The organism is Streptomyces prunicolor (genome assembly GCF_045162825.1).
Classification (GTDB): domain Bacteria; phylum Actinomycetota; class Actinomycetes; order Streptomycetales; family Streptomycetaceae; genus Streptomyces; species Streptomyces prunicolor.
The window spans coordinates 4,684,244-4,710,101 of record NZ_CP108676.1 but is presented as its reverse complement, the minus strand read 5'-3'; the positions used below and the strand labels follow the sequence as shown (position 1 = coordinate 4,710,101).

24 protein-coding genes and 1 pseudogene are annotated in these 25,858 nt (G+C 70.6%); 14 read left to right on the top strand and 11 right to left on the bottom strand.

Annotated elements, in window-relative coordinates; translation table 11 throughout:
- Nucleotides 1–135 precede the first annotated feature (135 nt).
- Nucleotides 136–819: a pyridoxamine 5'-phosphate oxidase gene (pdxH, locus tag OG588_RS21225; RefSeq protein ID WP_405948672.1), complete on the top strand. Its 684-nt coding sequence runs from the start codon at nt 136–138 to the stop codon at nt 817–819.
- Here the strand turns inward: pdxH and OG588_RS21220 are convergent.
- Nucleotides 809–1,750: a winged helix-turn-helix transcriptional regulator gene (locus tag OG588_RS21220; protein WP_405948671.1), complete on the bottom strand. Its 942-nt coding sequence runs from the start codon at nt 1,748–1,750 to the stop codon at nt 809–811. The genes pdxH and OG588_RS21220 overlap by 11 nt on opposite strands.
- Nucleotides 1,751–1,878: 128 nt before the next feature.
- Here OG588_RS21220 and OG588_RS21215 point away from each other — a divergent pair, with 128 nt between their 5' ends.
- From OG588_RS21215 to OG588_RS21205, 3 genes are read left to right on the top strand one after another with little or no spacing between them, the layout of a single operon-like run.
- The gene (locus OG588_RS21215) at nt 1,879–2,700 is read left to right on the top strand and encodes an ABC transporter permease (protein ID WP_405948670.1); all 822 of its coding nucleotides are present in this window, start codon (nt 1,879–1,881) and stop codon (nt 2,698–2,700) included.
- A 3-nt stretch (nt 2,701–2,703) separates the two neighbouring features.
- On the top strand, nt 2,704–3,693 hold the full coding sequence (locus tag OG588_RS21210) for an ABC transporter ATP-binding protein (RefSeq protein ID WP_405948669.1): 990 nt from the start codon (nt 2,704–2,706) through the stop codon (nt 3,691–3,693).
- Entirely contained in the window at nt 3,690–4,523 is an 834-nt protein-coding gene (locus OG588_RS21205; RefSeq protein ID WP_405948668.1) for an ABC transporter permease, read from the top strand. Before OG588_RS21210 ends, OG588_RS21205 begins: the two co-directional genes overlap by 4 nt.
- A gap of 293 nt (nt 4,524–4,816) precedes the next feature.
- On the opposite strand, the gene OG588_RS21200 is transcribed toward OG588_RS21205, so the two are convergent.
- Entirely contained in the window at nt 4,817–5,656 is an 840-nt protein-coding gene (locus tag OG588_RS21200) for an HNH endonuclease (RefSeq protein WP_405948667.1), read from the bottom strand.
- Nucleotides 5,657–5,723: 67 nt separating this feature from the next.
- Nucleotides 5,724–6,029 (bottom strand): annotated as a pseudogene (locus tag OG588_RS21195) (RRXRR domain-containing protein); the annotation flags it as partial.
- Between the two features lie 122 nt (nt 6,030–6,151).
- Here OG588_RS21195 and OG588_RS21190 point away from each other — a divergent pair.
- Nucleotides 6,152–6,289 carry a hypothetical protein gene (locus OG588_RS21190; protein WP_405948666.1) on the top strand — a complete coding sequence of 46 codons (138 nt, stop codon included), beginning with the start codon at nt 6,152–6,154 and terminating at the stop codon, nt 6,287–6,289.
- A 466-nt stretch (nt 6,290–6,755) separates the two neighbouring features.
- The gene (locus OG588_RS21185) at nt 6,756–7,220 is read left to right on the top strand and encodes a GNAT family N-acetyltransferase (RefSeq protein ID WP_405948665.1); all 465 of its coding nucleotides are present in this window, start codon (nt 6,756–6,758) and stop codon (nt 7,218–7,220) included.
- Here OG588_RS21185 and OG588_RS21180 read toward each other — a convergent pair.
- Nucleotides 7,201–7,809, bottom strand: coding sequence for a nucleotidyltransferase family protein (locus tag OG588_RS21180; RefSeq protein ID WP_405948664.1), 609 nt, complete (start codon nt 7,807–7,809; stop codon nt 7,201–7,203). The genes OG588_RS21185 and OG588_RS21180 overlap by 20 nt on opposite strands.
- Nucleotides 7,810–7,962: 153 nt before the next feature.
- On the opposite strand from OG588_RS21180, the gene OG588_RS21175 reads away from it, so the two are divergent.
- On the top strand, nt 7,963–9,378 hold the full coding sequence (locus OG588_RS21175) for a PAS domain-containing protein (protein ID WP_266858241.1): 1,416 nt from the start codon (nt 7,963–7,965) through the stop codon (nt 9,376–9,378).
- A 19-nt stretch (nt 9,379–9,397) separates the two neighbouring features.
- Here OG588_RS21175 and OG588_RS21170 read toward each other — a convergent pair whose 3' ends face one another.
- Complete coding sequence (locus tag OG588_RS21170; protein ID WP_405948663.1) at nt 9,398–10,153, bottom strand: SIS domain-containing protein; 756 nt, start codon at nt 10,151–10,153, stop codon at nt 9,398–9,400.
- Between the two features lie 238 nt (nt 10,154–10,391).
- Between OG588_RS21170 and OG588_RS21165 the strand changes: the two genes are divergently transcribed.
- Nucleotides 10,392–11,084 (top strand): metal-dependent transcriptional regulator, encoded by a 693-nt coding sequence (locus OG588_RS21165; RefSeq protein WP_398849912.1) that lies wholly within the window; start codon nt 10,392–10,394, stop codon nt 11,082–11,084.
- 597 nt (nt 11,085–11,681) lie between these two features.
- The gene (locus OG588_RS21160) at nt 11,682–12,539 is read left to right on the top strand and encodes an alpha/beta fold hydrolase (RefSeq protein WP_405948662.1); all 858 of its coding nucleotides are present in this window, start codon (nt 11,682–11,684) and stop codon (nt 12,537–12,539) included.
- Nucleotides 12,540–12,653: 114 nt separating this feature from the next.
- Here OG588_RS21160 and OG588_RS21155 read toward each other — a convergent pair whose 3' ends face one another.
- The 3 genes from OG588_RS21155 to OG588_RS21145 form a co-directional block, all read right to left on the bottom strand.
- Nucleotides 12,654–14,261, bottom strand: coding sequence for a transporter (locus tag OG588_RS21155; RefSeq protein ID WP_405948661.1), 1,608 nt, complete (start codon nt 14,259–14,261; stop codon nt 12,654–12,656).
- Nucleotides 14,258–15,031: an ABC transporter ATP-binding protein gene (locus OG588_RS21150; protein WP_405948660.1), complete on the bottom strand. Its 774-nt coding sequence runs from the start codon at nt 15,029–15,031 to the stop codon at nt 14,258–14,260. Before OG588_RS21150 ends, OG588_RS21155 begins: the two co-directional genes overlap by 4 nt.
- Nucleotides 15,032–15,114: 83 nt before the next feature.
- On the bottom strand, nt 15,115–15,777 hold the full coding sequence (locus tag OG588_RS21145; protein WP_405948659.1) for a bifunctional DNA primase/polymerase: 663 nt from the start codon (nt 15,775–15,777) through the stop codon (nt 15,115–15,117).
- A 257-nt stretch (nt 15,778–16,034) separates the two neighbouring features.
- Here OG588_RS21145 and OG588_RS21140 point away from each other — a divergent pair, with 257 nt between their 5' ends.
- Together OG588_RS21140 and OG588_RS21135 are read left to right on the top strand one after the other, a co-directional pair.
- Nucleotides 16,035–17,420 (top strand): transcriptional regulator, encoded by a 1,386-nt coding sequence (locus OG588_RS21140; RefSeq protein WP_405948658.1) that lies wholly within the window; start codon nt 16,035–16,037, stop codon nt 17,418–17,420.
- 200 nt (nt 17,421–17,620) lie between these two features.
- Nucleotides 17,621–19,429 (top strand): hypothetical protein, encoded by a 1,809-nt coding sequence (locus tag OG588_RS21135; RefSeq protein WP_405948657.1) that lies wholly within the window; start codon nt 17,621–17,623, stop codon nt 19,427–19,429.
- A gap of 38 nt (nt 19,430–19,467) precedes the next feature.
- Here OG588_RS21135 and OG588_RS21130 read toward each other — a convergent pair whose 3' ends face one another.
- Entirely contained in the window at nt 19,468–20,778 is a 1,311-nt protein-coding gene (locus OG588_RS21130; protein WP_405948656.1) for an ABC transporter substrate-binding protein, read from the bottom strand.
- A 117-nt stretch (nt 20,779–20,895) separates the two neighbouring features.
- Here OG588_RS21130 and OG588_RS21125 point away from each other — a divergent pair, with 117 nt between their 5' ends.
- Together OG588_RS21125 and purU are read left to right on the top strand one after the other, a co-directional pair.
- Complete coding sequence (locus tag OG588_RS21125) at nt 20,896–21,396, top strand: hypothetical protein (RefSeq protein ID WP_405948655.1); 501 nt, start codon at nt 20,896–20,898, stop codon at nt 21,394–21,396.
- A gap of 184 nt (nt 21,397–21,580) precedes the next feature.
- Nucleotides 21,581–22,465, top strand: coding sequence for a formyltetrahydrofolate deformylase (gene purU, locus OG588_RS21120; protein ID WP_405948654.1), 885 nt, complete (start codon nt 21,581–21,583; stop codon nt 22,463–22,465).
- 407 nt (nt 22,466–22,872) lie between these two features.
- Here purU and OG588_RS21115 read toward each other — a convergent pair whose 3' ends face one another.
- Both OG588_RS21115 and OG588_RS21110 read right to left on the bottom strand, forming a co-directional pair.
- Nucleotides 22,873–24,186 (bottom strand): zf-HC2 domain-containing protein, encoded by a 1,314-nt coding sequence (locus OG588_RS21115; protein ID WP_405953176.1) that lies wholly within the window; start codon nt 24,184–24,186, stop codon nt 22,873–22,875.
- 239 nt (nt 24,187–24,425) lie between these two features.
- Nucleotides 24,426–24,998 (bottom strand): sigma-70 family RNA polymerase sigma factor, encoded by a 573-nt coding sequence (locus OG588_RS21110; protein ID WP_405948653.1) that lies wholly within the window; start codon nt 24,996–24,998, stop codon nt 24,426–24,428.
- 321 nt (nt 24,999–25,319) lie between these two features.
- Between OG588_RS21110 and OG588_RS21105 the strand changes: the two genes are divergently transcribed.
- A complete protein-coding gene (locus tag OG588_RS21105; RefSeq protein ID WP_019057336.1) occupies nt 25,320–25,709 on the top strand; it encodes an STAS domain-containing protein in 390 nt (129 codons plus the stop codon).
- Nucleotides 25,710–25,858: the final 149 nt, after the last annotated feature.

Here is a 25,858-nt window from a genome sequence, read left to right as displayed (position 1 = left end):
GGGACTCGCGGGCCGAAGGTAGAGACTCCAGCACCATAACGCCGAGTGCCATCCAGGGGGAGGGTTGCGGCACTGAGTGCCACCCGAACTCGCGACCGTGCCCGCCCTCCCGGCGCCGTACGGCAGGATGACCATGTGACCGACCGCGATCCCACCGCCGACCGTGATCCCCGCCTCGACCCCGCCGCGATGCGCAAGCAGTACCGCGTGGCGGGCATCGACGCGAACGACCTGGCGGCCGACCCCATGACACAGTTCGGCCGCTGGTTCGAGGAAGCGGCGGCCCAGGACCTGGTCTACGAGCCGAACGCCATGGTCGTCTCCACCGCCGACGCCGAGGGCCGCCCCAGCTCCCGCACCGTCCTCATGAAGCACTACGACGACCAGGGCTTCGTCTTCTACACGAACTACGACTCCCGCAAGGCCCGCGAACTCGGCGTCAACCCGTACGTCTCGCTGCTCTTCCCCTGGCACCCGATGGCCCGCCAGGTCCTGGTCACCGGCACCGCCCGCCGCACCGGCCGCGACGAGACCGCCGCGTACTTCCGCACCCGCCCGCACGGCTCCCAACTCGGCGCCTGGGCCAGCGTCCAGTCCTCGGTGATCCCCTCCCGAGCCGAACTGGAGTCGTCGTACGAGGAGTTGACCGCCCGCTACCCCGAGGGCGAACAGGTCCCGGTGCCACCCCACTGGGGCGGCTTCCGCATCGCCCCGCAGACGGTCGAGTTCTGGCAGGGCCGCGAGAACCGCCTGCACGACCGCCTGCGCTACGTCGCCGAGCCGGACGGAACCTGGCGGGTGGAGCGCCTCAGTCCTTGAGGTCCCTGAGGTCCCCGAGATCTCCTGGGCCCTTGAAGTCCCTTACGGCGGTGGCGACTTCGAGGGATGCCGTCACCGCCCCCGGAATGTCCGTCACCGGGAACTGCACGTGCCGTACGACCCGTTCGCGGTCCACGACCAACACCGCCCGCTTCAGGCGCAGAAGCTGCCCCGCCCGGAACGTCGGCAGCCGCAGCGCCGCGGACAGCCGTAGATCGACGTCCGAGAGGAGCGGGAAGGGGATGCGCTCCGCCTTCGCGAACTCCCGCTGTTCGTCCGGCCGTTGGGTGCTGACTCCGCGCACCGAGACGCCCGCGGCCACGAACTCGTCGTAGGCGTCCCGGAACAGCCGGTTCTCCAGGGTGCAGCCGACCGTCCCCGGGATGTCCGACCAGCCGTCCGGCAGCGGGCTGGGGCGGCCGGTCGCCGGGTAGCAGAAGAGCACGGTCGGTGCGTCGGCCACCGGGTCGAGGGCGTCCCCGGTGTGCGCGGGCAGGGTGAGCGGCGGCAACCGGGTGCCGGGCAGGGCCGCCATCCGGCGCGCCTCCGCGCTGTCGCCCTCGGCGGACGCGGTCAGCGAGCCGTCGCCCAGCAGCCAGCGGTCGGCCCAGTCCTGCATCGACACCAGCACCGGCAGCAGTGCCCGCCCGGTCGCGGTCAGCCGGTACTCGTAACGCACCGGCCCCTCCTGGTACGGCACCTTCGCCAGGACCCCGCTGTCGACGAGCTGCCCGAGCCGCTCCGCGAGCACCTTGCGGGAGATGCCCAGCTCCTCCTGCAACGCGTCGAAGCGATGGTGCCCGCGGGCCGTCTCCCGTACCAGCAGCAGGCTCCACCAGTCGCCGATCACGGCAGCCGCCTGCGCGATCGCACAGGCCGCGTCCCGCTCCGGTACGGCTCGCACCAAGACGCCCTCCATGTCGGCAGTCATCCCTGTTGGCCAATCCTGTCCCGCACACCATCTTGCGCCACCAGCTCAGTTCCCGATAGAAACCCTGATGAGAAAGCGAGTTCCCAATAGAGACTCACTCGTGCTCACTCATATCGACGGGGGATCGGATGGCGACAGCCACCGCCTGGCGCACCGGCCGGGCCACCACCTTGCGCACCTGGCACATGACCAGGCGCGCCTACCCATGGACGTACGCCGTCGGCACCGTCCTGCCCGCCGCGCTCACCATCGCGCTCGGCTACCTCGGCTTCCACGCCATCGGCGGCGGCGAGACCGGCGCGGACTTCGCGAAGGGCAGCGGTACGAGCGCCTACCTCGCGTATCTCGCGGTCGGCGCGACCGCGTTCCAGTTCACGGTCCGGCTGATCCTCTGGTCCGCGAAAGCGCTCATCACCGAACAACGCCAGGGCACGCTCGGCGCCCTGCTCATCGCCCCCGCGACCCGGCTGCCGTATCTGCTCGGCTTCACGGCGTTCGCGGTCCTGAGCAGCATCGCCGAGTTCCTGACCCTGGGCGTGGTCATCGGCGCGCTGGGGATCTCGATCCCGGTGGCATCTGCGCCGGGAGCGGTGGCGGGCGCGCTCGCCCTGATCATCGCGGTGTTCTCAATATCGGTCGGCCTCGGCGGCCTGATGATCGCGGCGGGGGAGGCGCACATCTCCCAGAACACCGTCTTCATCGTCCTGGGCCTGCTCTGCGGCTACACCTTCCCGCGCGACTACCTGCCCGGCTACGTCCGCTGGCTGGCCGAAGCCTTCCCCACCACCGCCGCCATGGACGTCCTGCACGGCACCCTCACCGGCGGCCACACCCTCACCGACCTGGCCCCCCGCCTCGCCATCAGCCTCCTGCTCTCCGCCGCGTACCTGCTGCTCGGCGTCAGGACGCTCCCGTACTTCGAACGCCGAGCCGTGGAAAGGACGTACTAGCCCATGCCCGACACCGGCATCGAGGTCCGCGACCTGCACAAGGAATTCCCCGTCCGCGACCGCGGCCTCTTCGGCCCGCGCACCACCAAGACCGCCGTGAACGGCCTCGACCTCGACATCCCGGCAGGCCGCATCACAGGCCTCCTCGGCCTCAACGGCGCCGGAAAGACCACCACCATCAAGATCCTGGCCACGCTGCTACGGCCCACCTCGGGCACCGTCCGCGTCGACGACCTCGACTCCGTCGCCGACGCCCGCGCCGTACGCCGCCGTATCAACCTCATCGCCGGCGGCGAACGCATGGTCTACACGCGCATGACCGGCCGCGAGAACCTCTGGTACTTCGGCCAGCTCTACGACGTCCCCAAGCGCGAACTCCAAGCCAGGATCGACGAGTTGCTGTCTCTGGTCGGCCTCGCCCAGGCCGCCGACACCATGGTCGAGCGCTACTCGCGGGGCATGACCCAACGCCTGGCCATCGCCCGCGGCCTGATCAACGACCCGGCCTACCTGCTCCTCGACGAACCCACCCTGGGCCTGGACGCACCGATCGCCCGCGACCTGCGCCGCGTCGTCGCCCGGCTCGCGGCCGAGGGCACGGGAGTGCTCCTCACCTCGCACTACCTGGCCGAGGTCGAGGAACTGTGCGCCCATGTCTACGTCATCGCCGACGGCCGGCACCTCGCGGCGGGCAGCCCCGCCGAGCTGAAGACCGCGACGGGAAGCCTCGGCACGGTACGGGTCACGGTGCCTCAGGTCCCGCCCGCGGTCGCCGAGGTGGCGACCCGCTTCGGGGCGACGCGGGCACCGGCGGACGGCGGCGGCGAGATCCTCACCCTCCGCAGCCCCGACCACATGGCGGGCCCGCTGGCGGCGGCGATCGTCGGGGCGGGCGGAGCCATCACCGCCCTGGAGGTCAGGGAGGCGAGCCTGGAGGACGCGATCCTGGCGCTGACGGACGGGACGGTGCCGGGGCCGGTGGTTCTGGCGTGATCGACGCCATGAGGTCGGCGGCGCGTGTCTTCGCGGCGGAGAGCCTGAAACAGCACCGCCGTCTCTTCGGCCAGCCGCTGGTCGTCTTCTCGATGCTGGTCTGGCCGATCCTGCAACTGGCGACGACCTACTACACCCTCCGCCCGGTCGCCACGGCATCCGACGCGGCCGCCCACTGGCCCCTCGCGGCGGACCCCCACCGCCTGCTGGCCTTCCTGGCCACCGGCACCCTCGCCTACGCCTTCTTCTTCTCCCTGGTCCAGTCGGCCTGGCACTTCTCCTTCGAACGCACCACGGGCACACTGGAGTTGCTGTTCCTGTCCCCCGCGGGCCGCCTCACCCTGATGATCGCGAACGGCGCCGGCGCCCTCCTCCAGAACGCCTGGCTCCTGACCTGCTTCACCACCGCCGCCCTGCTCGGCTTCGGCACGCTGTCGGTCGCGTCCTGGTGGATGTACGGAGTCGTGGTGCTCGCCCTGCTCATCCCCGCGGTGGCATGGGGAGCGTTCCTGAACAGCCTCCTGGTCTTCTCCCGCGACTCGGCGTTCCTGTACACGGTCCTGGACGAGCCCCTGTGGTTCGTCAGCGGAGTCCGGCTACCGCACTTCGCCCTGCCGACGGTGGTCCAGGTGGTGGGCGCGGTGTTCCCCCTGACGGGCAGCCTGATCGCCGTAAGGGGCGCTCTGCTGGAAGGCGACACGCTGGGTGCCCTGGCCCCGACCTTGGGCTGGCTCACTCTGTTGAGCGCACTGCTTCTCGCGGCGGCGGCGCTGATCCTCCGGGTCGGCGAGGCCCACGCCCAGCGAACGGGCAGACTGCGCCTCGCGTAAGGCCCCCGAAAACGGCCCCGAGAAACGGCCCCGAAAACGCAGGCGACCCGCGAGCTCAGGTCCCTCCGCCTCACAGCGGGGGAGCCGGCCGGACGTACCGGCGAGCTCGCGGGTCGGGTGACTGCTGGAGATTGGGCCGGCTGCACGCATGTCTCACGTGCTGGTCCGGCACCGCACTGGGTGTGGCGACGGGCCGTTAGCCCGCAGTCACCTCACGCGTCCGGTTTCCATACATCTGGCGAACCACCTCCCTTCTCGTGTGCACCACACACTAGGAACCGGTCGGCGACGGATCAACCGCTTTTTCTGGATGTTGACGGCGCCGGCTCCGGACGACCGCCGTATCCGTATCCGTCGCCCCGCTGGAGGAGCCGCAGATTCTGGTGAGAGACGTTCACGCGACCTCTCGGCGTCGCCAGACTGTGCTGCCCGCTGGCCCGGACGGAAATACGGCCGGTCCACGTGCCCGCCCACTTGCCGCGGGGCACCGTGGCCCGTACGAGATCCCCGGTGACGTACCCGAAGTGCTGCTTGGCGCGAGCCCGGCGAAGCCGCGGGAAGCCGAACCGGTCCGGAGTCGTGCGGGCGTAGGAGCCGCGCCCGGTGGCCTTGGCGACAAGCACCCGCTCCGGGTACCGCACGATCGCGTCGCCGCTCTCGTGGTTCAGGCGTCCGACGGACAAGGCGTCCAGGGTGTGTGTCTTGGCCGGCCCCATGGCGCTGCGGTTGTCTTTCGTGCGCCCGCCCGACCAGGTGTGTACGGGTCTACCGAGGGCACCCAGTGCCTCTGTGAGTCGCCAACGGGTCGCGTTCATGGCTGCGGCGTCGTGGAGCGCTGCCCTGGCCTGTCCGAGGATCCTCGCGAGGCGGTCGGGCCGGTCGACGAGGAAGGTCTCCACCGGGGTACTGCCTTTGGCCTCGTTGCAGGGGACACAGGCGAGGACGAGGTTCGAGACGCGGTGGGAGCCACCTCGGCTACGGGGTCTGAGGTGCTCGATGTTCAGAGGCACGCCCCTCGCGTCGCAGTAGGCACAGGCGCTGTTCCACTTGGCGTGGAGGTAGGCGCGGGCGGTGGTTCCGGCGAGTGGGCCCTGCCTGTACTCGGCTTCGGACAGGGGCCTTCCCGCACCCATGGCATGAGTCATGAGTGTCGAAGGCGACGCGCTCGACGTGGACTTCGGTGACGGGGGCGTAGCGGCACAGGCGGGTCGCCAGGGAGAGGGTGGTGTCGACCCGATGGCGCAGGGAGGGTGGAAGCCATCCTGCGGGACGAGGACGGTTGGCCGAACGGGGCGCCCGGTAGCGGCAGTTGGCCGAGCGGCGTCTGTGCCGGTAACCGGCGCGTTGCCGCATGCACCGGTGGATCTGATCGCCGCGATGCTGGAGTTCGATCGCGATCAGCCCGCGTCTGACAGTGACGCCGGTGCCTCGCTCGTCGGCTTCCCGCCTCTCGTCGGTGAGGACGAGGCCGGTGCCTTTCGAGCCGGGGTCGATGCGTAACTGCACTCCCGTCGACTTCCGAGTCGGGGAGTGCGCGGTCCTTCAGCCGGATGGTGAACGGCACCTGCCGAGCGACCACGGCCCGTCCCTTTCCCAGGAGTTCGCGGGCGCGGGCCGGATGACAGGGCATGAGCGGTCGTCCGTCCCTGGCGAGCACGAAGACCCTGCTCACGCCGACCCCGCCCGTGTACGACTGGTGGTGTGCGGGAGCGTCACCGCTCCGGTTCTCTGCCGCCTTCGCCGCCGAGGCGGCGCTCTTGGCGTGACGCCGACGGGCCCTGGTACCGCGCCCGTCGGTCTCCCCTCGCCCATGTTCCCCGCCGGTGCCCCGCGCGGTGGCGGGGAGTCCGTGAGCCGTTTCGTCCCTGCTCCCAGGGGTGTCTGCTTCCACGGATTCCGGAGCAGGCCGCTGAGGAAGCACGGCCTGGTGGGTCTGCTCGCCCACGGGAAACGTAGTCATCGGGGTACCTCCCTGATCTCTGCGATCGCGATGACTGGGGCTGGCCACTCTGCGTCCGTCCGCCGCGGCGGCGCGGACTCCGGATCGATGCCCGGGGAGCGAGTGGCCTCCTTTCCGAAGTGTGCGATCGACGCTAGAGACCGAGATCTGCCCTCGGGGCTTGATCCAACAGAAGTCGCCCATTCGTGCGAACAGATCGCATTCGTCGAACGAGTAGCCGATCTTCCTGCTACCCGCGCACAGAGGCCGGTCCGCTCACCTAGCGTTCTGCCATGACAGAACAGCGTGTGGAGCGGGGAGCGGTGACGGACCTTCGCATCGAACCGGTGAAAGACGAGACCGGGCTGCGGGACTGGCGGCACGTCCACAACCTGATCGTGCCGCCCGCCGCGATGTCTCTCGACGAGGTGCGGGAGCGGAGTGGGCGTAATCGGCTGGAGAACGCGTACCTGGGGGACGTGCTCGTGGGCTGTTCCACCGTGCGTCCTCCGGAGGACGGCGTGGTGACCGTCATCGCGCGCGTGCTGCCCGAGTTCCGGAGGCGGGGCTACGGAGCCGCCCTCTACGGAAACGGCCTCACGCGCGCGCGTGCGCTCGGTGCCGGGGTGATCGAGACCGTGGTGCTGGCCGCCAACTCGGATGGTGTGCGGTTCGCCGAGGCGCGGGGGTTTGTCGAGACCGAGCGGTACGTGCTGGACGGGGAGAGCGACCTGTGGATCACGTTGCGGCTGGCGTAGGCCAGGGCAGGACCGTCAGCTCCGGCCAGGCCTGCTGCCAGCGGGCCGCCTTCGTCTCGTAGACCTCTTGTGGCGCCTGGACCGGGTTCGGGCGCACGACGAGGTTGAAGACGTCGGAGAGGCCGTGCGGGGCGTATACGCGCCAGTCGCCGTCCTCCTTGAGGCGTACGGCCAGGCAGCAGGTCGTCGCCGCGAAGGAGTCGATCGCGGCCTCTACGGAGTCGTACGGCGGGCACGGGGTGCCGAACTTCTGCTCATACCAGAGGTGGACGCGGGCCTCGTTGCGGATCTCGACCTCGGCGGGCAGACCCGCGTAGGCCTCGCGGCCTGCCTGGATCGCCCTGTCCTCCGCCTCCCAGGACAGGTCCGTGTCGTCGTGGTAGAAGACGTCGTAGTCCTTGATGGCGTGCGTCGGGGGACGGCCGGTGACCGTGTTCCAGACGGTTTGGAAGAGGCAGCCCGCGGTGAGGTACCAGTTCGGGAGGTCGAGGGCCGCGGTGCGGTCGAGGATCTCCAGGAGAGTCTCGTTGCGGGACAACGTCGTCCGCAGCGCCGTGAGTTGTTCGTCGAGTGGGAGGCGGGCGAGCATCGATCGAGTGTGCCGGGGCTCGGGGTGGCGCCGTACAACGATTCCTTCAATCTTGCGGGAACTTGGTGTGTGCTGCGTCACGTTCGAGTTGAATGAGGGGGAGTGAGTGAACCGACGCGTCGTGTCCGCGGACGCAGCCTGCAGGGGGTCCAGGTGAGTGCTTCCCGGCGTAGTGGGACCACCGACGAATTGGGTCCCGACGAGCCCGAGCGGGACGGCGGGCCCGAAGGTGTCGGTGGGTCGGATCTGTTGGCCGCATTGCTGGACGGCATGGACGCGGCGCTGTGCGCCTTCGACGCGGACGGGGTGCTGACGCACTGGAACCGCGAGGCGGAGCGCATCCTCGGCTGGACCGCGGCCGAGGCCGTGGGGCGGCAGGGGCTGGCCGGGTGGGCCGTACGGAGTGCGGACGCCGAGGAGGTCGAGGGGCGGCTCATGTCCGCCATGCAGGCCCCTGGGCGGCAGGTCAATGAGTTCGCCCTTCTTACGAAGGATGGCGGGCGGGTGCTTGTGCGGACGCAGTCCGCCGCCGTGCGCGGGCCCGACGGGAAGCCCGCCGGGGTCTACTGCGCCTTCAGTGAAGTGCACGCCCAGATCGACCTTGAGCGGTCGATCGCCTTGAGCGAGGCGTTGTTCGAGGACGCCTCCTGGGGGGTCGTGCTCGTCGACGCCGATCTGCGGCCCGCCGTCGTCAACTCGCATGCCGCTCGCGCGCTCGGTACCGGGCGTACCTCCGTGCTCGGGCGGCCCCTCGGGGAGCTGCTCGCCCAAGGGGTCGAGGAGTTGGAGGCCGCGCTCACGCACGTGCTCGCCGAGGGCGCACCGCCCGCGCCCGCCGAGATCTGGGTGAGCGTCCGGACACCGGAGGGCAATCTGCGGCGCTGCTGGCGCAGCGGCTTCCTGCGGCTGGCCTCGCCGCTCACCGAGGAACCGGTGCCGCTGGGTGTCGGCTGGCTCTTCCAGGACGTCACCGAGGCCAAGCAGCTCGAACAGGAGGCCTCGCTGCTGCGCTTCCGCGCCCAGCAACTGCACCGCGCCGCCCGCGCCGCAGCCGAGTGCGAGAACCCGCGCGACGCGGCGACCGTCCACCTCGACTTCGCCCTCGCCGGCTTCGCCGACCACGCACTCGTCGACCGGGTCGCGGGCGGATCGTTGAACGATGCTGACGGGGTGCGCGCTACGGCCGTACGCCTCATCCGGGTCGCCGCCACGCCCACGGGAGCCCCCGGCCCCAGCCTCCTCACCGGCGCCGCCGGACTTCCCGTGCGCTACGGAGAGGGGCATCCCGCCCTGCAGTGCGTCGAACGCGTCGGCTCCGTGCGGGCCAGCATCGGCACGGTCCCGCCGGAACAGGCCCGTGAGTGGGCCCGCGCCCGGCAGTGGCCCCTGGACGCCGTGCACGCCCTGTGCGCGGTGCTGCGCAGCCGGGGCCGGACCCTGGGCGTTGTGACGTTCCTACGGGGCGCCGGGCGCAGCCAGTTCGAACGGTCCGACTCGATCTACGCCGAGGACGTGGCCGTACGGATCGCCGCCGCGCTGGATCTGGCGGAAGCGGCGGGCGGGAAATGAGCCACTACTGGGCAGCCGCTCAGTACTGGTAGAAGATCCGGTCCCGGTACTCCTCGAAGACCCGGCCGTTCCACGCGTGGCCGCCGTCCACGTTCCCGGAGCGCAGCAGCGGGGGCTCGATGCCGCGGTCGGCCAGGGTCACCGCGGCCGTTGCCATGACCGCCTGGAGGAGGGCCGAGGTGACGACCGTGGAGGCGGGGGCGAAGGGGGCCGGGATGGTGTCGAGGGTGAGTTCCGCGTCGCCGATCGCGATCTTCGAGTCGAGGACGACATCGCAGTGGTCCTTGAGGTACGTCCCGGAGACGTGCCGTGACGTCGTCTCCGAGGCGTACGCCACCGACGTCACGCCGATGACCCGGACGCCGAGGGAGCGGGCCTTCATCGCCATCTCCACGGGGAGCGCGTTGCGCCCGGACAGCGAGATGATCACCAGGGCGTCTCCGGAGCGCAGCGGTGACGTCTCCAGGACGACGCTCGCGAGGCCGTCGACGCGCTCCAGGGCGGAGCCCAGCGTGGCCGGCATGACGTCGACGCCGACGACTCCGGGGACGGTGAGCAGGTTCATCAGGGCGAGCCCGCCCGCGCGGTAGACGACGTCCTGGGCCGCGAGGGAGGAGTGCCCGGCACCGAAGGCGAACAGGCGCCCGCCGTCGGCCACGGTGTCCGCGAGGAGCGCGCCGGCCGCCTGGACGGGCTCGGCCTCTTCGTCGCGGACCCGCTGGAGCAGGGTGATCGCGGCGTCGAAGAACTGGCCTGCCGGCGTACGGTCGCTCATGCGGAAGTCCCCTCGGTGAGTGTGTGTCGCGGATCACCGTGCGGTCTGGACCAAGGGGATGTCAATACGGCGACAGCACGTTGGACAGCCCGTCGGGAGAGGCGCTGCGAGCGGCTGTAACCGGCTGGTTTCAGCGGCGCGGCACGGTTGTCAGTGGTATGCGTCAGAATTGAGTCCAGGGCCAGCGCACGCGCCGCGGAGCTGTCGAGCTTCGGGCAGAGGTAATCGAGGGGCACGTATGTCCGGACTGATCGACACCACGGAGATGTATCTCCGCACCATCCTCGAGCTGGAGGAGGAAGGTGTGGTCCCCATGCGCGCCCGCATCGCCGAGCGGCTCGACCAGAGCGGGCCCACGGTGAGCCAGACGGTGGCACGCATGGAGCGCGACGGCCTGGTGGCCGTGGCGAGCGACCGCCACCTGGAGCTGACCGACGAGGGCCGCAGGCTCGCCACCCGCGTGATGCGCAAGCACCGGCTCGCCGAGTGTCTGCTCGTCGACGTGATCGGCCTGGAGTGGGAGCAGGTGCACGCCGAGGCCTGCCGCTGGGAGCACGTGATGAGCGAGGCCGTGGAGCGCCGCGTCCTGGAGCTGCTGCGCCACCCCACGGAGTCGCCGTACGGCAATCCGATCCCCGGTCTTGAGGAGCTGGGCGAGAAGGACGGGGCGGACCCGTTCCTCGACGAGGGCATGGTGTCGCTGGCCGACCTCGACCCGGGTGTCGAAGGCAAGACCGTCGTCGTGCGGCGGATCGGCGAGCCCATCCAGACGGACGCGCAGTTGATGTACACGCTGCGCCGCGCGGGCGTGCAGCCCGGCTCGGTGGTGAGCGTGACGGAGTCCGCGGGCGGGGTGCTCGTGGGCAGCGGCGGTGAGGCGGCCGAGCTGGAGTCGGAGATCGCCTCGCATGTGTTCGTCGCCAAGCGCTGAGCCGAGGGGTGAGGCGCGGGCCGCGCGCTGAGCTGCGGGTCGTTCAACTCGTGTGGTGCGAGGGGTAGTTGTGGCGTTCCGGCGGGGCCGTCGGCGAACTCGGCGAATCCGAGATTCTGTGCGCTGAATCGCAGCGCTCGGGCGCTGCGCGTGCCAGGCTGTCGCGTAAGGCATATGACCGTGAGGGGGACGGGAGGATGTGCCGTAGACGTGGAGAGGGCCCCGGCGCCGTGCGGCGCCGGGGCCTGTCCTCCCCTGTGCTGACCCGGAGCCCCGAGCTCTCAAGGTCATCCCCTTCGGACCGGTTTCCCCGAGCGGTCCGCCTCCCGCTGAAGATCTCCCCTCGGCAGCGGCGATCATTCCTTGAGCCGGGTCACTCGAACGAGGGGTGTTCCGGCCGGAAACAGCGTTTTCGAATCTGTATTCGATAACCTGTGGGTGATGAAACCCACGGGGTTCGAGCTGTAGGAAGAGACGAGCGAGAGAAGAGACGACAGCAGGAAGAAACGGCACAGGCGGCAGAGCGTGGTTCACAGGACCGGTGGGCTCGAAGCGGGAGCGAGCGGTCCGTGCGGAGCTAGGGGGGTGCCAGGACCAATGGCGCGGCGCATCGACGTGACCGGAGCAGGCGGCGTACGCCTGGCCGCATGGGAGTTCGCGGACCCGCCCAAGGCGGGGGAGATCGAGCGGGCACCCGGAGTTCTCTTACTGCACGGCCTCATGGGCCGTGCCTCGCACTGGGCGTCCACCGCCCGCTGGCTCTCCGAACGGCACCGCGCCGTCGCACTCGACCAGCGCGGCCACGGCCAGAGCGACAAGCCGCCCCAGGCGGCCTTCACTCGCGAGGCCTACGTCGAGGACGCGGAGGCCGCGCTGGAGCAGCTGGGGCTGGCTCCGGTCGTCCTCATCGGGCACGCGATGGGAGCGCTCACCGCGTGGCAGCTCGCGGCGAAGCGGCCGGATCTGGTGCGGGGGTTGATCATCTGTGACATGCGGGCGTCCGCGCTGGGCGCGGCCTCGCAGCGGGAGTGGGCGGACTGGTTCGAGTCCTGGCCCGTTCCCTTCGCCACGCTCGCGGATGTCCGTAAGTGGTTCGGCGAGGACGATCCGTGGGTGGAGCGGCCGAATCCGTCCCGGGGGGAGTTCTACGCCGAGGTCATGCATGAGTCTCCCGACGGGTGGCGGCCGGTGTTCGAGCCGGAGCAGATGTTGAAGTCGCGGGAGACGTGGGTGTACGACGCGCACTGGGAGGAGCTGGCTCAGGTGCAGTGTCCTGCGCTGGTCGTTCGCGGGCTTGACGGTGAGTTGGGGCGGGCTGAGGCGCAGGAGATGGTGCGGGTGCTGCCTCGCGGGGAGTATGCGGAGGTGGCTGATGCCGGGCATCTTGTGCACTATGACCAGCCGTCGGCTTGGCGGGCGGCTATCGAGCCGTTTCTTGATGGGGTGCTGGTGTGAGAGCGCCTAGTGGGGTGGGGGGTGCGGTTGTTCGGCGAGTGCGCGTCCGCTGTGGCTGGTCGCGCAGTTCCCCGCGCCCCTAAAGATGCCGGTCCCGTCCCTTGAAAAGTCCCGTCAGCCCTTGCTGACAGCCGCCAGGATCTCCGGCAGCCGCCTCGCCGTCCCCGGTGCTGCCAGGCGTAGGCCCGCGTACGTCAGTGCCGTCCCGTAACCCGCCCCCGCCGGCAGCAGCGCCCAGCTCCACTGGTCGCCGTCCGCGCTGACGTTGGACCAGATGGTGAGGGCGATGACGGGGGAGCAGAGGAGGGCGGCGGAGATCATGCCGCCGAAGATGGAGATCCAGGCGAGGCCGGCCTGGCCGGGGGCGACGTTTTTGTGGGTGCCCTGGGGGATGGAGTAGGGGAAGCGGGCCGAGGTCCAGGCGCCGGTCGCGAGCATCGCGCCCAGCAGGGCGAAGGAGAGGCCGAGGACCTCCGGGAGCCGGGACCAGTCGCCGAGCAGCGCTGTCGTCAGAACGGTCACGAGGGCCGCGTACGGCAGGGTGATCACCAGCAACGCCAGCGCGCGAGCGCGGAGTTCGACGTAGGCGTCCCGCGTCGTGGAGATCGTCATCGCGACCATCCAGAACGCGGACGTGTCCTGGCCGAACTGGTTGTACATCTGGATGCCGAGCATCCCGGCCGCGAAGCACGCGAAGTACACCGAGCCCGTGCCCTGCAACGCGTTGAACACCGGCACGATCAGCCCGATCGCCAGCGAAGTCACCCACGCGGCCTTGGTCTTGGGGTCGCGCCACACGTAACGCAGGCTGCGTTCCATGACCGTGCCGGTACGGTCGGAGGGGAGCAGGCGGGCCAGGCCACCGGCGGACGCCTTGTCCTTCGCGGCCGGTTCCGCGGACTGGAGCGTCGAGCCGTCCGGCGCGGTCATCAACTTGGTCAGGCTGCGTGACCAGAGGAGCAGCAGGCCCCCCAAGGCGCAAGCGGACAACACGAGTTGAGTTGCCGCCAGGCCGTACGAACCCTTGCTCACCGAGTCCACCGCGCCCACCGCCGACGCGGGCGGCACCCAGCGCAACACCTGCGCCGCCGGGTCGAGTTGGGACAGTCCGGACGTACCCAGGCGCTGCGCACCGAAGTTGACCAACTGCGCCCCGACCGCGATCACCAACCCGCTCAGCACCGCCAGGTCCCGGCCCCTGCGGCTGGTCAGCAGGCGGATGTTGGCCGTGGCGACCGCCCGCGCGAGGGCCACGCAGATCAGCAGCCCGAGGGCGACCGACACGACCGCCGTGACGTACGCGGCCGCGCCGTGCGCCACCGCGATCACCGAACCGACCAGCAGCACCAGCGTGAACACCGGCCCGATGCCGACCAACGAGGCCGCCAGCAGCGCCCGTACCAAGGGCTGGGGCCGAAGTGGCAGCATCACCAGGCGAGTTGGGTCGAGGGTCTCGTCGCCGGACGGGAAGAACAGCGGCATCACCGCCCAGCCCAACCCCAGTACCGCGACGAGGAGGACGACCACGGAGACCGCGTGCGCGTCCCCGCGCAACGTGATCAGCCCGAGCAGTTGGAGCGCGGCGAACAGGAGCGCCACGACCGCCGACGCGACGTACGCGGCCCGCCGGCCACCGGACTGTCGTAGACCGTTGCGGAGCAGGGACAGCTTCAGGCGTACGACGACAGGGGTGATCGAGGCCGCTGCCGTGGTGTCGCTCATCGGGCGCCGCCGCCCAGCCAGTCGAGGTCGGCGCTGTGGTCGCGGGTGCCGGCGCCGACGAGTTCGAGGAACGCCTGCTGGAGGGTGGGGGATTCGGCGCGGACCTCGGCGAGGGTGCCCTGGGCGCGGATGCGGCCGGCGGCCATCACGGCGACCCAGTCGCAGAGGGACTCGACGAGTTCCATGACGTGGGAGGAGAAGACGACGGTGGCGCCGGAGGCGGTGTAGCGCTCCAGGACACCCCGGATGGTCTGCGCGGAGACCGGGTCGACGCCCTCGAACGGCTCGTCCAGGAACAGGACTTCGGGGTTGTGGAGGAGAGCGGCGGCGAGCCCGATCTTCTTGCGCATACCGGTCGAGTAGTCGACGACGAGCTTGTGCTGGGCCCCGGCCAGGTCAAGCACGTTGAGGAGCTGAGTGGCCCGCTTGTCCACCTCGGCTCCGGGCAGCCCCCGCAACCGCCCGCTGTAGCCGAGGAGTTCACGCCCCGAGAGCCGCTCGAAGAGCCGAAGCCCTTCCGGTAGCACCCCGATCCGCGCTTTGACGGCCACCGGATCCGCCCACACGTCATGCCCGACGACCGAGACGCTCCCCTGATCGGGCCGCAACAACCCGGTCATCATGGAGAGGGTGGTGGTCTTCCCGGCTCCGTTGGGCCCGACCAGCCCAATGAACTTCCCAGCGGGCAACTCCAGATCAATCCCGGCAACAGCAACTTGCTGCCCAAACCGCTTCCAGAGCCCACGCACACTCACGGCAGCAGACGTCATACCTTGCAGCCTACGGTCAGGGGTCCTACCTAAGGGGCGCGGGGAACTGCGCGACCAGCCCCCACCGGCCCGCACCCGCCGAACTACCGATCCCTCCCACACGCATAGGCGAGCGGCGAGATCAACTCCTCCGCATCCGGCAGCCAACGATTGGCCGCAGTCGGCCGGCAGGCCCACTGCACAGCCCCCCGAGACCCGAACCGAGTGGGCGGCGCGGCCACATACCCACCCTCACCCAGCACCACCAGATCCAACGACGCCGGCGCCCACCCGATCCTCCGCACCAGATCCGGCACCTTCACCGAAGCCCCGGGCAGAACGAAGAACTCCATCCGCCGCGCCGGCGTCAACGTCACGGGCCCGAGCGTCAACTCCATCCGCTCCATCCGGGCCAGCGCGAGAAACCCCGAACTCTCCGGGACGGAGATCGCGTCGAACGTCCGCCCGGTGGGCAACAGAATCGAGGACGCCGGCTGCTTCTGCCACATCCGCCGTGCGACCGTCGCACTGCCCGTCGCCTGCGTCGCCCAGTCCTCACGCGCCGGGTGTGCGCCGGGTGCGGCGCACGCGGGGTCGCCGCAGGAGCAGTGCTGCACCCCGTCGACGGCTTCCAGCCAGGTGCCGGGGAAGACGTCCCAGTGGCGCTCCTCGGCGTAGCGTACGGCTGTCTCCAGCAGCGATTCCCCGCGCTGCTTCGGAATCTGAGCGGCTTCGGTGCCCGCGATCGTCTCTTCCACGCCCAACACAACTCCCGCACCCACCTGGAGTTACGGGCGTAGCGCGCGCGGGGGAGGGGCATCGATTCCGCAACTGGGGCGCATGGAGGCATGTGCGGGGGCGCGCGGGAGGAACGACGGCGGGAGTTGGGTAGCCAGGGGAGGGGCGAGCATCAGCTTTTACCCCGGCATTCCTCGCATGCTTCGCATTTTCGCCATGTTCGCTGGGCATTGATCTTCACGGCCGGAATCTTTTCGCTTCAGGGGTTGTTCCCAGGGGGTACGCCATGGCCGCAAGGCCACTTGTCGCGCGGCAGCCGAACGAACGGCTGCAGGCGCTCATCCAGGAGGCGGGGTGCTCGAACGCCGGGCTGGCCCGCCGGGTCAACATGTGCGGCGCCGAGCACGGTCTCGACCTGCGCTACGACAAGACGTCCGTGGCCCGTTGGCTGCGGGGACAGCAGCCGCGCGGGCGGGCTCCGGCGATCATCGCCGAGGCGCTGGGCCGCAAGCTGGGCCGTACGGTCACGATCGACGAGATCGGCATGGCCAACGGCAAGAACCTCGCGTCGGGCGTGGGCCTGCAGTTCTCGCCGACCGTCCTCGGGGCCATCGAGCAGGTGTGTGAGCTGTGGCGCAGCGATGTGGGGCGCCGGGACTTCCTGTCGGGTTCGTCGGTCGCCGCGTCCGCGCTGGTCGAGCCGAGCCGCGACTGGCTGATCTCCTCGCCGGACTCGCAGGTCGCCCGTGCGGCGGGGCCGAGGGTGGGCCCGTCCGACGTGGCGGCCGTGCGCGCGATGACCCAGGCGCTGAGCGAGCTGGACCATCAGTACGGCAGCGGGCATGTGCGCCCGGTCGTCGTGCACTACCTCAACAGTGTCGTCTCCGGGCTGCTGGCGGGGTCGTACCGGGAAGCCGTGGGGCGTGAACTGTTCGCCGCCGTCGCCCGGTTGACGGAACTCGCCGGCTACATGGCCGTCGACACGGGTCAACCAGGCCTGGCGCAGCGGTACTACATCCAGGCGCTGCGCCTCGCGCAGGCGGCCGGGGACCGGGGATACGGCGGGTACGTGCTCGCCGCCTCCATGAGCCACCTCGCCGCGCAGCTCGGAAACCCGCGTGAGATCGCCCAGTTGGCGCGGGCGGCGCAGGAGGGGGCGCGTGGGCGGGTGACCCCGCGGGCCGAGGCGATGTTCTACGCGGCGGAGGCGCGCGGACACGCCCTGATGGGGGACGCGCGGTCGGCGCAGCTCGCGTCGGGGCGCGCGGTGAGCGCGCTGGACGCGGCGGATCCGTCGACCGGGGACGACCCGGCGTGGATCGCGCACTTCGACGAGGCGTATCTCGCCGACGAGTTGGCGCACTGCCACCGCGACCTGGGCCAGGCCGAGGCGGCGGCGCGGACCGCGCAGGAGTCCCTGGACGGGCACCCGGAGTCGCGGGCCCGCCGCCGGGCCATCGGATACGTCCTTCTCGCGAGCGCGCAGGTGCAGCAGCGCGAGATCGAGCAGGCCTGCAACACGGGCCTGAAGGCGGTGGAGTTGCTCGGTTCGCTGCGGTCCAACCGGGGCGCCGAGTACCTGGAGGATTTCCAGCAGCGCCTGGAGCCGTACCGGGACGAGCCGGTGGTGCGGGAGTTCGGGGCACGGATGGAGTTGCAGGCCGCCGCGTGAACGGCGGGGGGACCAGCGGGTGAACACCGCTCCGGTGCGGAAAGGAGTGCGGACAGCGGCACTTGGAGCGGATACGGGCCCGGAACTGTTACCGCCGTCACAAGATGGCAGGTCCAGGCCAGTGCTGCGTGGCACCGGGCTCGGGGTACCCGGTAGCGTGAGCCGACGATCCCGTAGGTCCCCCATTCGTAGGAGTCCCGGTGACGCAGAGTGGACAGGGCGAGGAGCCCTCGGCGCGACCCGCGCGCGAAGGCATCGTGCTGCCCTCCGACGGAGGCGCACCCCTCCTGCCGGGTATGACGGGCGGACGCGGTGACCAACAGTCGGGCGGGCAGCCCGCGATAGCACCCCCGGCCGCAGGCCAGTCGTGGGGCGGGTCGTGGGGCCCGGACCAGCAGCACGATCCCCAGCACCACCAGCAGCACCAGGCCCCGCCGCCGGGCCAGGGCTGGGGAGACCCGGACCAGCAGCAGCCGCAGCAACCGGCGCAGCAGTGGGGCGCCGGGCCCGAACAGCCCGCGCCGTCCCCGTGGGGCACCCAGGACGGCATCCCGGGCCAGCCGGGTGCCCTGCCCCAGGAGAGCGACCGGCACGCGGCCTACGGCGTGCAGCAGCAGTCGTACGCACAGGAGTACCCGTCGGGATACGCCCCGGAGCACTCCGCCGGGTACGTCGGCGCGGGCTACGCCTCCGAGCAGGCGAACGCGATACCTCAGGGCGCCGCGCAGAACTACGGCTACGGATACGGCACTTCCGGTTCCGACGCACACCAGCAGCCGTCCGGTGCCGCCCCCCTCCCGGCCGCGGCCCCCGCGTTCCCGAGCGCCCCGCTGCCGCCCGCCGACGAGGGCGCGACGCAGTACATCCCGCCGGTGGTCAACATGCCCGGCGACGAAGGTGCCACCCAGTTCCTGCCGCCGGTCACCGCCGCCGGCATGGCCGCCATGGACGAGGGCGCGACCCAGTACATCCCGCCCGTCGGGCCCGGCGCGCTGCCGCCCCAGATGCCTGCGGGCCCGATGCCGCAGGCCGCGCACCCCGACGCCCAGCCGACGCAGTTCCTCCCGCCGGTGCCCGCTCAGGGTGCCGCTCCCGGGTACGGGGCGCGGCCCGGCGGGCCGGACGACCGGCAGCCGCCCGCCGAGTTCGACAACCTCTTCCGCAGCGACGCCGGGGCCGAGCAGCCGTCCGGGGCCACGCAGCAGATGCCCCGCTTCCAGCAGCCGCCGCGCGCCGAACAGCCGGGGCAGCAGGGGCAGCAGGGTTACGGCCAGGCCCAAGCGCCGTACGCGCAGCCGTCGTACGCACAGCCTTCGTACGCCCCGCCCGGGGACGGCGGTGGTCGGCGCGGGGCGCAGGACGACGACGGCGGTGGCCGGGGCGGGCGGCGTTCGCGGGTGCCGCTGATCGCCGGGGTCGGGGTCGGTATCGCGATCCTCGGGGTAGGCGCGGGGGCGCTGCTCAGCGGGGGCGGCAGCAAGAGTGACGACACCAACAAGACGGTGGCCGCCACGTCGGCCGCGACGGACGGTTCCTCGTCGGCGGGCACCGATGCCGCGAAGCAACAGGCCGTAGCGCTGGACAAGTTGCTCGCCGACAGCGGCAGCAGCCGTGCCTCGGTGATCAACGCCGTGGGCAATGTGAAGGCCTGCAACAAGCTCGGCGAGTCCGCCTCCGACCTGCGGGACGCGGCCAAGCAGCGGGCCGAACTGGTCACCAAGCTCTCGCAGTTGACGGTGGACAAGCTGCCGGACAACGCGGCTCTGACGACCGCGCTCACCAACGCGTGGAAGGCGTCGGCGTCGGCCGACAACCACTACGCGACCTGGGCCGACCAGGCGGCGGGCAAGAAGGGCTGCAAGAAGGGCCAGGCCCGCACCACCGGCCAGACGGCGGCGGGCAACGCGGCGAGCGGCGTCGCCAGCAACCAGAAGGCGAAGGCCGCCACCCTCTGGAACACGATCGCGAAGACCTACGGCCTGACCCAGCGCCAGCCGACCCAGCTCTAGCTCTGAGTAACTCCCGACAGCGCGGATTTCGGCGGATCTCAGTCGAGGTTCGCGCCGTCGAGCGTCCTCGTCATATCGAAGAAGCCTTTCTTCGCGGACACCAGAACGCCCTTCCGTACGACCTGAAGGGTCACGGCCGCGTTGACCAGCCGGGCCAGACCCACCGAGGCGAGGTTGTCGTCGCGGGGGCTCCACTGGAGCGTCGGCGTGAGCCCGCCCGTGGTGACCTTCACACCGTCGTCGAGGGCGCGCCGTACGGTGTCGGCGGTGATGTCACCGCTGCCGAGCGAGTTCACGACGGTCTTGAACGCGGTGTACGCGATCCAGGTGGTCTCCACCCCCGCGTCCGCCGGGTCGATGCGGTTGTCGCCGAAGGCCACCTCGTTGATCGCCTTCTTCATCGGGTCCCAGCGCGCGTCGCCCGCGACCGGGTACCAGCCGGTGATGTACGACCCCTCGTACGGCCCGGACTGCCCGCCCGTCGAGTTGATCTCGGTCTGGTCGACGCTGCCGAGCACGGTCGCGGCGTGCACCGCGGGATAGTCCTGGCGGTCGCGCCGGAAGGAGTCCATGAAGGTGTCGGTACGGTCCCCGAGCGAGGGCACCACACACCCCTCCTTGCCCGAGCCGCCGCTCGCGCTCTTCAGGGCGCGCGTCGACTGGGTCGCGTACTCGGTGGCGTCGTCGGCCGCGAGCTGGTCGGTCGCCGCCGCGTGGCCGCCCGCGGAGAGCCCGGCGTTCAGCAGCGGGGGCAGGTCGTCGCCGGCGATGGAGTCGGGCCGTACGAGGGTGACCGGGCCGCAGGTCGAGGCGAGTTCCTTGCCGAGGCCCGCGAGCAGCGCGGGCTGGCCGCCGTTGACGGGGTAGGACAGGGCGCGGGTGAACTCCTCGGTCGTGACGCCGTAGCCGCCTATGTACGGGATGCCGGCGCCCTCCAGCGGGGCGAAGTACGAGTCGCTGAACTCGCTGTAGGAGCCGACGACCGCGACGACGTTCTCCTGCACGGCCTCGCGGGCGCACTTCGCCGCGGACACGCTGGTGTTGTGGTCGTTGCAGGTCAGGACCTTGAGTTTGCGGCCGTTGATGCCGCCGTGCTTGTTGATCCACTTCGCGTACGCCGTCGCCATGGCGGGCATGCCTGGCTTGTTGGTCGCGTTGGTGTCCCACGGCGCCCAGGTCATGACGGTGATCGAGCCGTCGCCGGAGCCCGCCGTGGTGCCGGGGATGACCCCGCAGCCGGCCAGGAACGAGGCACATGCTCCCAGAGCCGCCGCCGACATGACGGTCGCTCTGACGGGCCGGGTGAAGGTGGGGAGGAAGGTGCTGCGGTTGCGTCGCCTGCCTGTCATGGACAGACACGCTTCCGCCACACCACAAACCCGGGTGTGACTCCGGGTCAACAAGTGGTGACGCGGAGGTGAATTACGGGGGGCGTTCCTGTGTGTGTGACGAGGAACGTACGATCGATGACCGTGCAAGGTTCGGAGAACTCTTCCCGTCGCCCCCGTCGCTCCTCCACCATGGGCGGCATGCCACTGAACGACATGCCCTGGTGGCGCTGGCGCAGCAACGTGCGTTCCGCGCTGCACATGCTCTCGGACCCGGCGTTCCAGCAGAGCGTCTGGCTGGCCGGTGTCGACGGCTACGGCGACGTCACCGACGCCGTCTACCGCCTCGTCGAGGACACCTGGCTCGACAACTGGTCCGCCGAGAAGTACGTCGGCACGATCTTCCGCGACTCCCAGGAGGCGGCGCTCGTCGACACCGCCGTCCTGCGCGTCCTGCGGATCATGCACCAGGTCGGCCCGGACGCCCAGGTCTCCGTGTACGTCGACCACGAGGCGTGGCCGGACGCGGTACGGGCGGCGCGGGACGCGCATGTGCGGATGGCGGTGAGCGACGGGGATGATCCGGATACGCCGCCGCGGACGCTGGAGGTGTTGCAGATCATTACGCGGTCCGCGTAGGGCTGGGTTTCGGTTTCGTCGGTGAGTGCGGGTGAGTGGGGGCTGGCCGCGCCCACGCGGCGGAGCCGCATATCGATACAGCCCCGCGCCCCTTCGTAGCGCGCCGTGCGTTTAGTCGGTGCGGGTGGGTCCGGGTGGCGGACAGCGGTGCCTCTGTTCAGGGGGATATGGGAACCTGTCCTGCATGAACGCCCAGTCCAGCGCCGCCGCCGCGGCAGCCGCCGACCAGTACGTCCTCACCCTGTCGTGCCCCGACAAGCAGGGCATCGTGCACGCCGTGTCGAGCTACCTCTTCATGACCGGCTGCAACATCGAGGACAGCCAGCAGTTCGGCGACCACGACACGGGACTGTTCTTCATGCGCGTCCACTTCTCGGCGGAGTCGCCGGTGACGGTGGAGAAGCTGCGGGCGAGCTTCGCGGCGATCGGTGACTCCTTCCACATGGACTGGCAGATCAACCGGGCCGCGGACCGGATGCGGGTCGTGCTCATGGTCAGCAAGTTCGGGCACTGTCTGAACGACCTGCTGTTCCGGGCCCGGATCGGGGCGTTGCCGGTGGAGATCGCGGCGGTGGTGTCCAACCACACGGACTTCGCCGAGCTGGTGGAGTCGTACCACATCCCCTTCCACCACATTCCGGTGACGAAGGACACGAAGGCGGAGGCGGAGGCGCGGGTCCTGGAACTGGTCCGCGAGGAGGACGTCGAACTCGTCGTCCTCGCCCGCTACATGCAGGTCCTCTCCGACGACTTCTGCAAGGCGCTCAGTGGGCGGATCATCAACATCCACCACTCCTTCCTGCCGAGCTTCAAGGGCGCGAAGCCGTATCACCAGGCTCACTTGCGGGGCGTGAAGCTGATCGGAGCGACGGCGCACTATGTCACCGCCGACCTCGACGAGGGCCCGATCATCGAGCAGGAGGTCGAGCGGGTGGGGCATGACGTGACGCCGGACCAGTTGGTGGCGGTCGGTCGGGACGTGGAGTGCCAGGCGCTGGCGCGAGCTGTTAAGTGGCACGCGGAACGCCGGATTCTGCTTAACGGGCGCCGGACGGTCGTGTTCGCCTAGGAGTTCGGGGGGTTGCTGGTTCGGGGGCGGCTGCGGGTGCGTGGGGGCTGGTCGCGCAGTTCCCCGCGCCCCTGGAAATTGGGCCCGAGTTTCGAAGAAGAGCCCAGTCTCCTGCGCCGCGTAGGGGTTTCGGGTTCGGCTGCGGGTGCGTCGTGGCTGGTCGCGCAGTTCCCCGTGCCCCTTCGTAACTCGGGCCCAGTTTTGAGGGGCGCGGGGAACTGCGCGAGCAACCACGAACTACCCGCAGCGAACGACGAACCCGAACCCCCTCAGGGGCGCGAGGAACGGCGCGAGCAACCACGACGCACCCGCAGCCATCGACGAACCCGAACCCCCTTCAGGGGCGCGGGGAACTGCGCAACAAGCCCCCACCGGCCCGCACCTCCCGACGAACCCGCACCCCACCCCTACATCCGGCTCAACGACGCCGTAGCGAACAGCACATCCCTGATCGCCTCCCGGTCACCGAGCTGCCCCGCAGCCGCGTCCTCCGGCGAAACATGCCCCGCGGCAAGGTGGCAGAACTCCACGCCATCCAGGGCGATATGGGCAACCTCCCGCTCCGCGGACCCCACCGCCCCGGGCGAGTCGAGGGCGATCAGCCACTCACCCCCGCCATGCCCCTCGATCTCCAGCCGAAGGCTACGACCAGGCTCCCCCACCCCGACCAGATGCCGACCCCCACCCGGCGAAGCCAACCCGTGCCGCCGCCGCTCAGCCAGTACAACCGGCAACATCCGGGCGGCGAGATCGATCATCCGGTTCAGGTAGCGCGGGGACGGAGGATCGTACGGATAGTCCACCGCCTCCGCGATATCCCCCGCGTGCACCCAGCACTCGAAGGCCCGATCGAGCATCGCATCATGCAACGGAAGCTCGAAGTCGCCGTAGGAGACGGCCAGTTTGCCGGTGGTGCCGCCGGTGAACGACACCGTACGGACGATGTTGTGGGTCTGCTCGCGCCACGGCGAGCGGATGGAACGGGTCGGCGGGAAGTGCGAAGACTTCCAGTACGCCTCCGTGCGCGAGGCCGGCGTCATCGCCTTCGCGATCTCCCCGGTCAGCGGGTCGTCGAGCCCCAGCGCCGCCGCGACCAGGCCGTCGACGGTCAGCAGATGCGCGATGACCCCGGCGACAGTCGTACGACGACTCGTCGGCCCCTCGCCCTCGAACCACCGCAACCGCACGGGCGCATGCCACTCGGCGTCGCCTATGTCCTGCAACAGGGCATCCAGCCGGGCACTCTCCGCGTCGTACGGCGTCGCCCACACCGGCACCGGGATACGCGGCGGCCGGCGATCGAAGGAACTGGTCAGGACGCGCGTGCGCAGCCCGGGGTCGAGGTCCAGGGGCTCGACGGGGTGCAGCAGCCCGACCGCACCGCGCAACCGCAACGCCTCGTCCGCACAGGCCCCGCACTCACCGAGATGCTCCTCCACGGCAGCCGTCTCCGCCGCCGAGCACGCGGCCAGCGCCCACGCACCGAGCAACGCCTTCAGCACCCGGTGCTCCAGCACCAGCGGCACGGCCCGGGACTCGGCCGCGTCCAGCTCGGGCAGCGGGCGTCCGGTGTCCTCCACGGAGGCACGCGGCATCGGAATCCGCAGCGGCTCACCTTCCCCGCTCACGGAACCACCGGAACCGCCGCCGGGACCATCACCGGAACCGCCGCCGGCATCATCACCGGAACGGCCGCCGGAACCGCCCGGCCCACCCCGCACGCCGTCACCGTCACCGTCGTCGTTCACCGAACCGCCGTTCCCGGAGCCGTCGTTCACTGGGCGGCCGTCCTCGGAGTCGCCGGGCCTTCCGGACCCACCGGACCCACCCGGCCCACCCTGCGCAGGCACGACGCCACCCTCACCTTCCCCGGCCCCTTCGCCGTCCCCCTTGTGATCCTCGTAACCTTCGTGACCCTCGTAACCCTTGGGCCTCTCGAACCCGTCCCGCCAGGCGTCGCTCACGCCCTACCCCCCGCTCCCGGCGGTGCGCCGGCGTCGTGGGCGGTGGACAGGAGCTGGAGGCCGAGGCGCAGGCGGCGGCGGGCCTCGTCCTCCGTGACGCCGAGGTCGACGGCGGTCTGGCGGTAGTCACGGCGCTGGAAGTAGGCCAGCTCCAGGGCGGCCCGCAGTGGGGCGGGCATGGACGTGACGATGTAGTCGGCGCGTGCGGCGACGGAGGCGCGGCGGACCTTGCGCTCCAGTTCCTCCGTGGAGCCCTGGCCGCCCTGCGCGAGGGCGGCGGTCTCGGTGGCGCGCAGCCGCTGCACGGCGAGGCGGTGGGTCAACGCGGCCACCCAGGAACGCAGCGGGCCCTGCTTGGGGTCGTAGGCGTCGGGGTGTTCCCACACATGGGCGAAGACCTCGCGGGTGATGCCGTCGGCGGCACTCTCGTCGCCCAGCACGCGGTGGGCGAGGGAGTGCACGAGGGAGCCGAAGCGGTCGTACAGCTCACCGAGGGCCGCCGCCTCGCCGCGGGCCAGCCGCTGCTGCATCTTGCGGTCCCAACGGGGCGGTGCGTCCTTCGTCGCCATGCGGCCCCCTCACCGTGTCCGTGCCCGGATCAAGCGTGCGCTCACCGTCTCTTCGAATGTAGTGGGCACGTCTGACAGCGCACCCCCCATTCTGCAATTGCACGCCCCCGAGGCGGCGCGGGTGGTAACGGATCTGCGCCTACCCTGCCCACACCTGATCGAACAGGATCGAAGGCGACTAAAACAAGCCTCTTCCGGCCGGTTTCCGTTTCTGCCCCCGTGTTTCAGGGAACGGCCGCTGGGCAGCCGCGCTGCAAGGAAGCGTAGGTACGGCTTCCGTTTCCGGACGGTTTCCGGGAGTTCCGGCTAGCGAAAGGCGCGATGGTGGCCTTCAAAGTGAACGACGGCGAGCGCGGCGGCTGGTCCGTGCTCCTCGTGTCCGGCGAACTGGACCTGGTGACCTCGCCGGTGCTGCGCCAGCGGGTGCACGACGTGGTGGCCGAGGGGCAGCACAGTCTGGTCCTGGACCTCTCCGAGGTGCTGTTCTGCGACTCCAGCGGCGTCGGCGTGCTCATCGCCTCCCGCCGCCTGATCCGCTCCTGCCAGGGACACCTGCGCGTGGTCCTGCCCGCCCAGGGCGCGGTCGACGGCTCGCACGTCAACCGGGTCCTCGGCGCCCTCGGCGTGCGCCGCCTCTTCGACGTCTACCCCGATGTGATGACCGCCACAGAGGACGAGCCCGAGGATGAAGCGGACCCCCTCTCGGCGTGAGGCGGACCCCTCTCGGAGCGAGACGAGGCGGATGCCTCTTCGCGTCCCCGCGTCTCCGCGTGACGCGTCGGTTTCCGGCGTGACGTCGTTGTTTCGGAATTTCCCCGATCTTGGTACAAGCGTCGTTTTCCGCTCCCGGACCCGCCCCG